Consider the following 5,820-nt stretch of genomic DNA (forward strand, 5'->3'; position numbering starts at 1 on the left):
CATCATCCAAGATACCGCCATTGCCTGTCACACCACCAATGACCAATGGTAAGGATTCTGGGGACGCGGAATCGACGATGGCGTCATTGATTGTGGCGACGGTGACCGTGAAGCTGGAAACACCGGCGGGAACAATCAGGCTGCCACCGACTAAGGTGACACCATTGCTAAATGTGGCTGTGCTGTTGTAATCGGCACCGGCTGTTGCTGTACCACCGCCTAAGTTGTAAGCGTAAGTGGACGCCACAGTTGTGGTTGCGCTTAAGCTGACGGTGTAGACGAGATCATTGCCTTCGACCACATTGTCACCAGCGACGCCTGGTGCGCCTGGTTCGACGGTGGTGATGCTTGGTTGGTCATCATCAATGATGCCGCCGTTGCCTGTTACCCCACCGATTACCAATGGTAAGGATTCTGGTGAGGCGGAATCGACGACACTGTCGTTGATCGTGGCGACGGTCACCGTGAAGGTACTCACGCCAGCTGGAACGATCAGGCTGCCACCGACTAAGGTCACACCATTACTGAACGTGGCTGTGCTGTTGTAATCGGCACCCGCTGTCGCTGTACCACCGCCTAAGTTGTAAGCGTACGTGGCAGCGACTGTCGTTGTTGCGCTTAAGCTGACTGTGTAGACCAAGTCATTACCTTCGACGACATTGTCACCAGCAAGGCCTGGCGCACCTGGTTCGACTGTGGTGATGCTTGGTTGGTCGTCATCAATAATACCGCCATTGCCTGTCACACCACCGATCACCAATGGTAAGGATTCTGGTGAAGCGGAATCGACGATGGCGTCGTTGATCGTACCGACGGTGACTGTGAAGCTGGAAACACCGACTGGAACGATCAGGTTGCCACCGACTAAGGTCACGCCATTGCTAAATGTGGCTGTGCTGTTGTAATCGGCACCCGCTGTCGCTGTACCGCCGCCTAAGTTGTAAGCGTAAGTCGCTGCTACGGTTGTGGTTGCTGACAGAGACACGGTATAGACCAAGTCATTGCCTTCGACCACATTGTCACCAGCAACGCCTGGTGCGCCTGGTTCCACTGTGGTGATGCTTGGTTGGTCATCATCAATAATGCCGCCGTTGCCTGTTACCCCACCGATCACCAATGGTAAGGATTCTGGTGAGGCGGAATCGACGACACTGTCGTTGATCGTCGCGACAGTGACCGTGAAGGTACTCACACCTGCTGGAACGATAAGGCTGCCACCGACTAAAGTCACGCCATTGCTAAATGTGGCCGTGCTGTTGTAATCGGCACCCGCTGTCGCTGTACCACCGCCTAAGTTGTAAGCGTAAGTCGCTGCTACTGTTGTGGTTGCTGACAGAGACACGGTGTAGACGAGATCATTGCCTTCGACCACATTGTCACCAGCGACACCTGGTGCGCCTGGTTCGACGGTGGTGATGCTTGGTTGGTCATCATCCAAGATACCGCCATTGCCTGTTACACCGCCAATGACCAATGGTAAGGATTCTGGGGACGCGGAATCGACGACACTGTCGTTGATCGTCGCAACGGTGACGGTGAAGGTACTCACGCCAGCGGGAACGATCAGGCTGCCACCGACTAAGGTCACACCATTGCTGAACGTGGCTGTGCTGTTGTAATCGGCACCGGCTGTTGCTGTACCACCGCCTAAGTTGTAAGCGTAAGTCGACGCCACAGTTGTTGTTGCGCTTAAGCTGACGGTGTAGACGAGATCATTGCCTTCGACCACATTGTCACCAGCAACGCCTGGTGCGCCTGGTTCCACTGTCGTGATGCTTGGTTGGTCATCATCCAAGATACCGCCGTTGCCTGTTACCCCACCGATCACCAATGGTAAGGATTCTGGTGAGGCGGAATCGACGACACTGTCGTTAATCGTCGCGACGGTGACCGTGAAGGTACTCACGCCAGCTGGAACAATCAGGCTGCCACCGACTAAGGTCACACCATTACTGAACGTGGCTGTGCTGTTGTAATCGGCACCCGCTGTCGCTGTACCACCGCCTAAGTTGTAAGCGTAAGTGGACGCTACGGTTGTTGTTGCGGACAAGGAGACGGTGTAGACCAAGTCATTGCCTTCGATCACATTGTCACCAGCAACGCCTGGTGCGCCTGGTTCCACTGTGGTGATACTTGGTTGGTCATCATCCAAGATACCGCCATTGCCTGTTACGCCACCGATCACCAATGGTAAGGATTCTGGTGAGGCGGAATCGACGACACTGTCGTTGATTGTGGCGACGGTGACCGTGAAGCTGGAAACACCGGCCGGCACAATCAGGCTGCCACCGACTAAGGTGACACCATTGCTGAACGTTGGCGTGCTGGTGTAATCGGCACCCGCTGTCGCGCTACCTCCACCTAAGTTGTAAGCGTAAGTGGAAGCAACGGTTGTGGTTGCTGACAGAGACACGGTGTAGACCAGATCATTGCCTTCGACCACATTGTCACCAGCGACGCCTGGTGCGCCTGGTTCGACTGTGGTGATGCTTGGTTGGTCATCATCAATAATACCGCCATTGCCTGTTACACCGCCAATGACCAATGGTAAGGATTCTGGGGAGGCGGAATCGACGACACTGTCGTTGATTGTGGCGACGGTGACCGTGAAGGTACTCACACCTGCTGGAACGATCAGGCTGCCACCGACTAAAGTGACACCATTGCTAAATGTGGCTGTGCTGTTGTAATCGGCACCCGCTGTCGCTGTACCACCGCCTAAGTTGTAAGCGTAAGTAGACGCCACAGTTGTGGTTGCGCTTAAGCTGACGGTGTAGACGAGATCATTGCCTTCGACCACATTGTCACCAGCGACGCCTGGTGCGCCTGGTTCCACTGTGGTGATGCTTGGTTGGTCATCATCCAAGATACCGCCGTTGCCTGTTACCCCACCGATCACCAATGGTAAGGATTCTGGTGAGGCGGAATCGACGACACTGTCGTTGATTGTGGCGACGGTGACCGTGAAGCTGGAAACACCGGCTGGAACGATCAGGCTGCCACCGACTAAAGTCACGCCATTGCTAAATGTGGCGGTGCTGTTGTAATCGGCACCCGCTGTCGCTGTACCACCGCCTAAGTTGTAAGCGTAAGTAGACGCCACAGTTGTGGTTGCGCTTAAGCTGACGGTGTAGACGAGATCATTGCCTTCGACCACATTGTCACCAGCGACACCTGGTGCGCCTGGTTCGACGGTGGTGATGCTTGGTTGGTCATCATCCAAGATACCGCCATTGCCTGTTACACCGCCAATGACCAATGGTAAGGATTCTGGGGACGCGGAATCGACGACACTGTCGTTGATCGTCGCAACGGTGACGGTGAAGGTACTCACGCCAGCGGGAACGATCAGGCTGCCACCGACTAAGGTCACACCATTGCTGAACGTGGCTGTGCTGTTGTAATCGGCACCGGCTGTTGCTGTACCACCGCCTAAGTTGTAAGCATAGGTTGAGGCAACGGTTGTGGTTGCGGACAAGGAGACGGTGTAGACCAAGTCATTGCCTTCGACCACATTGTCACCAGCGACGCCTGGTGCGCCTGGTTCGACGGTGGTGATGCTTGGTTGGTCATCATCCAAGATACCGCCATTGCCTGTTACACCGCCAATGACCAATGGTAAGGATTCTGGGGAGGCGGAATCAACGACACTGTCGTTGATCGTCGCAACGGTGACCGTGAAGGTACTAACGCCAGCTGGTACGATCAGGCTGCCACCGACTAAAGTGACGCCATTGCTAAATGTGGCTGTGCTGTTGTAATCGGCACCGGCTGTCGCTGTACCACCGCCTAAGTTGTAAGCATAGGTCGCTGCGACTGTTGTTGTTGCGGACAAGGAGACTGTGTAGACCAAGTCATTGCCTTCGACCACATTGTCACCTGCGACGCCTGGTGCGCCTGGTTCGACGGTGGTGATGCTTGGTTGGTCATCATCAATGATGCCGCCATTGCCTGTTACACCGCCAATGACCAATGGTAAGGATTCTGGGGAGGCGGAATCAACGACACTGTCGTTGATCGTCGCAACGGTGACCGTGAAGGTACTAACGCCAGCTGGTACGATCAGGCTGCCACCGACTAAAGTGACGCCATTGCTAAATGTGGCTGTGCTGTTGTAATCGGCACCGGCTGTCGCTGTACCACCGCCTAAGTTGTAAGCATAGGTTGAGGCAACAGTTGTTGTTGCGCTTAAGCTGACGGTGTAGACGAGATCATTGCCTTCGACCACATTGTCACCAGCAACGCCTGGTGCGCCTGGTTCCACTGTCGTGATGCTTGGTTGGTCATCATCAATAATACCGCCATTGCCTGTTACGCCACCGATCACCAATGGTAAGGATTCTGGGGACGCGGAATCGACGACACTGTCGTTGATTGTGGCGACGGTGACCGTGAAGCTGGAAACACCGACTGGAACGATCAGGTTGCCACCGACTAAGGTCACGCCATTGCTAAATGTGGCTGTGCTGTTGTAATCGGCACCCGCTGTCGCTGTACCGCCGCCTAAGTTGTAAGCATAGGTTGAGGCTACAGTTGTTGTTGCTGACAGAGACACGGTATAGACCAAGTCATTGCCTTCGACCACATTGTCACCAGCAACGCCTGGTGCGCCTGGTTCCACTGTGGTGATGCTTGGTTGGTCATCATCAATAATGCCGCCGTTGCCAGTTACGCCACCGATCACCAATGGTAAGGATTCTGGGGACGCGGAATCGACGACACTGTCGTTGATTGTGGCGACGGTGACCGTGAAGCTGGAAACACCGACTGGAACGATCAGGCTGCCACCAACTAAGGTCACGCCATTGCTAAATGTGGCTGTGCTGTTGTAATCGGCACCCGCTGTCGCTGTACCACCGCCTAAGTTGTAAGCGTAAGTCGCTGCTACTGTTGTGGTTGCTGACAGAGACACGGTGTAGACCAAGTCATTGCCTTCGACCACATTGTCACCAGCGACGCCTGGTGCGCCTGGTTCCACTGTGGTGATGCTTGGTTGGTCATCATCCAAGATACCGCCATTGCCTGTCACACCACCAATGACCAATGGTAAGGATTCTGGGGACGCGGAATCGACGATGGCGTCATTGATTGTGGCGACGGTGACCGTGAAGCTGGAAACACCGGCTGGAACGATCAGGCTGCCACCAACTAAAGTCACGCCATTGCTAAATGTGGCTGTGCTGTTGTAATCGGCACCGGCTGTGGCTGTACCGCCGCCTAAGTTGTAAGCATAGGTTGAGGCGACGGTTGTTGTTGCGGACAAGGAGACTGTGTAGACCAAGTCATTGCCTTCGACCACATTGTCACCAGCAACGCCTGGTGCGCCTGGTTCGACGGTGGTGATGCTTGGTTGGTCATCATCCAAGATACCGCCGTTGCCTGTTACCCCACCGATCACCAATGGTAAGGATTCTGGTGAGGCGGAATCGACGACACTGTCGTTAATCGTCGCGACGGTGACGGTGAAGGTACTGACACCAGCTGGAACGATCAGGCTGCCACCGACTAAGGTCACGCCATTGCTAAATGTGGCTGTGCTGTTGTAATCAGCACCGGCTGTTGCTGTACCGCCGCCTAAGTCGTAAGCGTAAGTTGAGGCGACTGTCGTTGTTGCTGACAGAGACACGGTGTAGACCAAGTCATTGCCTTCGACCACATTGTCACCAGCAACGCCTGGTGCACCTGGTTCGACGGTGGTGATGCTTGGTTGGTCATCATCAATAATACCGCCATTGCCTGTTACACCACCGATCACCAATGGTAAGGATTCTGGGGACGCGGAATCGACGATGGCGTCATTGATTGTGGCGACGGTGACCG

1 protein-coding gene is annotated in these 5,820 nt (G+C 54.7%); it reads right to left on the minus strand.

Going from position 1 to position 5,820, the window contains the following annotated elements:
- Positions 1 to 5,820: beta strand repeat-containing protein (locus H8K52_RS20445; RefSeq protein ID WP_222613871.1), on the minus strand; the 5,820-nt coding region annotated here is incomplete at both ends.

It is taken from the genome of Affinundibacterium seohonense, assembly GCF_014284305.1.
Taxonomy (GTDB): Bacteria; Pseudomonadota; Gammaproteobacteria; order Burkholderiales; family Burkholderiaceae_D; genus Undibacterium; species Undibacterium seohonense.